The following is a 2,169-nucleotide window of genomic DNA, read 5'->3' on the forward strand; positions in this document are numbered from 1 at the left end:
GTCGGCCTCGTCTGGCTGCCGGCGATCGCTTCCGTCCTGCTGTCGTTCACCCGCTGGGACGGCATCGGCGGGCTGTCCGCCATCGAGTGGATCGGCACCAAGAACTACGTCGACGTGTTCACCATCTACCCGCCGTTCGAGCCGGCGATGGAGCACAACCTGCTGTGGCTGGTCGTCATGTTCTGCGTGGCCACGCCCCTGGGCGTCCTGCTCGCGGTGCTGCTGGACAAGGAGCTGAAGGGCAGCCGGATCTACCAGACGGCGCTGTACCTGCCCGTCGTGCTGTCCCTGGCGCTCGTCGGCTTCATCTGGCAGCTCATGTACTCCCGGGACCAGGGCCTCATCAACGCCGTGTTCGGCACCACGGTCGACTGGTACGGCGACCCGGACGTCAACATCTGGGCGGCCCTGGTGGCCTCCTCCTGGCGCCACGTCGGCTACATCATGCTGCTGTACCTGGCCGGCCTGAAGGGCGTCGACGGCGCGCTCAAGGAGGCCGCGCAGGTGGACGGCGCCGGGCCGGTGCAGACGTTCTTCCGGATCGTGTTCCCCGTCATGCGGCCCATCAACGTCATCGTGCTCGTGGTGACGGTCATCGAGTCGCTGCGCGCCTTCGACCTGGTGTGGATCATCAACCGCGGCACCAACGGCCTGGAGCTCATCGGGGCCCTCGTCACCCAGAACATCGTCGGCGAGGCCAGCCGCATCGGCTTCGGCTCCGCCCTCGCCACGATCATGCTGGTCATCTCGCTGGTGTTCATCTCCGCCTACCTGTACACCGTGTTCCGCGAGGAGGACCGATGAGCGCCCCCGCCGCCGTCCGGCCCCGGCGGGTCGCGCCGGGGCCCGCCCCGCGGGGCGGCGTGCGCCCGGGCACCGTGGCCGCGCACGCCTTCCTGGTCGCGATCTCCGTGGCGTGGGTGTTCCCCCTGCTGTGGGGGCTGTTCAACTCGTTCCGCGACTACGCCTACACGACGACCCACGGGTACGCGTCCTTCGGCGGCTTCACGCTGGACAACTTCAGCCGGGCCTGGACCCAGGGCGACATGGCCCGCTACTTCCTCAACTCCGTCTACATCACCGTGCCCTCGGTCCTGCTGGCGCTGCTGCTGGCCTCCTCGGTGGGCTTCGTCCTGGCGCGGTTCAGCTTCAAGCTCAACCTGGCGCTGCTCGGGCTGTTCACCGCGGCGAACCTGCTGCCCCAGCAGGCGCTGCTCATCCCCCTCTACCGCCTCTTCCGGGCGGTCGAGCTGCCGATCTGGCTCAGCGACTCCCCGTCGCTGCTCAACACCCACTTCGCCGTCGTGGCGGTCAACGTCGCCTTCCAGACCGGCTTCTGCACCTTCGTGCTCAGCAACTACATGAAGACCTTGCCGCACGAGCTCTACGAGGCGGCCCAGGTCGACGGCCTCAGCATCTGGCGGCAGTACTGGCAGATCACCATGCCGCTGTGCCGGCCCGCGCTGGCCGCCCTCGGCGTGCTGGAGGTGACCTGGATCTACAACGAGTTCTTCTGGGCCACCGTGCTGCTGCAGTCCGGCGACAAGTTCCCGATGACCAGCGCCCTGAACAACCTCAAGGGCGAGTTCTTCACCGACTACAACCTCCTGTCGGCGGGCTCGATGCTCGTGGCGATCCCGACGCTCGTGGTGTTCTTCGCCCTGCAGAAGCAGTTCGTCTCCGGCCTCACGCTGGGAGCCACCAAGGGATGACGCGCGACACCACCGGTGCGGTCCTGCGCCTGTCCGCGGCCGGCACCGACCTCGTCCTCGCCGCCGCCGGCGACGGGCTGCCCGCCGTCCTGCACCTCGGCGCCGACCTCGGCGACCTCGGCGACGACGGGCTGGACGCGCTGGCGCTCACCGCGGTGCCCGCCGTCGCGCACAGCTCCTTCGACGCCCCCGCCCGGCTGCCGCTGCTGGCGACCCAGCGCGACGGCTGGTCCGGCACCCCGGGCGTCGCGGGCTCGCGCGCCGGCGCACACGCGGTGCCCCGCTGGGAGCGCCGCCGGATCGAGCAGCGCGAGGAGGACGGCGCGCAGGTGGTGCTCGTCGAGGCCGACGACGCCCGCGCCGGGCTGGCGCTGCGGCTGCGCCTCGCCCTGGACCCGCACGGCGCAACCGGGACACCAGGGACTGCAGCGCGCCCGCCCCGCCGGCGGTGCCGTCG

Annotated in this window: 2 protein-coding genes and 1 pseudogene; all 3 read left to right on the forward strand. The window is 70.4% G+C overall.

The genetic code is table 11. The annotated features are described in order from the left end of the window. Positions 1–804: carbohydrate ABC transporter permease (locus ABEB16_RS20260; protein ID WP_345714002.1), on the forward strand; the 804-nt coding region annotated here is incomplete at its 5' end. Next, entirely contained in the window at positions 801–1,712 is a 912-nt protein-coding gene (locus tag ABEB16_RS20265) for a carbohydrate ABC transporter permease (protein WP_345714003.1), read from the forward strand. The genes ABEB16_RS20260 and ABEB16_RS20265, both read left to right, overlap by 4 nt. Next, positions 1,709–2,169, forward strand: a pseudogene (locus ABEB16_RS20270) (alpha-galactosidase); the annotation flags it as partial. The gene ABEB16_RS20265 and the pseudogene ABEB16_RS20270, both read left to right, overlap by 4 nt.

Source organism: Kineococcus glutinatus, assembly GCF_039542765.1.
In the GTDB taxonomy this organism is placed as follows: domain Bacteria; phylum Actinomycetota; class Actinomycetes; order Actinomycetales; family Kineococcaceae; genus Kineococcus_A; species Kineococcus_A glutinatus.

Coding starts and splice junctions, on each gene's coding strand:
- ABEB16_RS20265 (WP_345714003.1), top strand. CDS start 801: ATGAGCGCCCCCGCCGCCGTCCGGCCCCGGCGGGTCGCGCCGGGGCCC.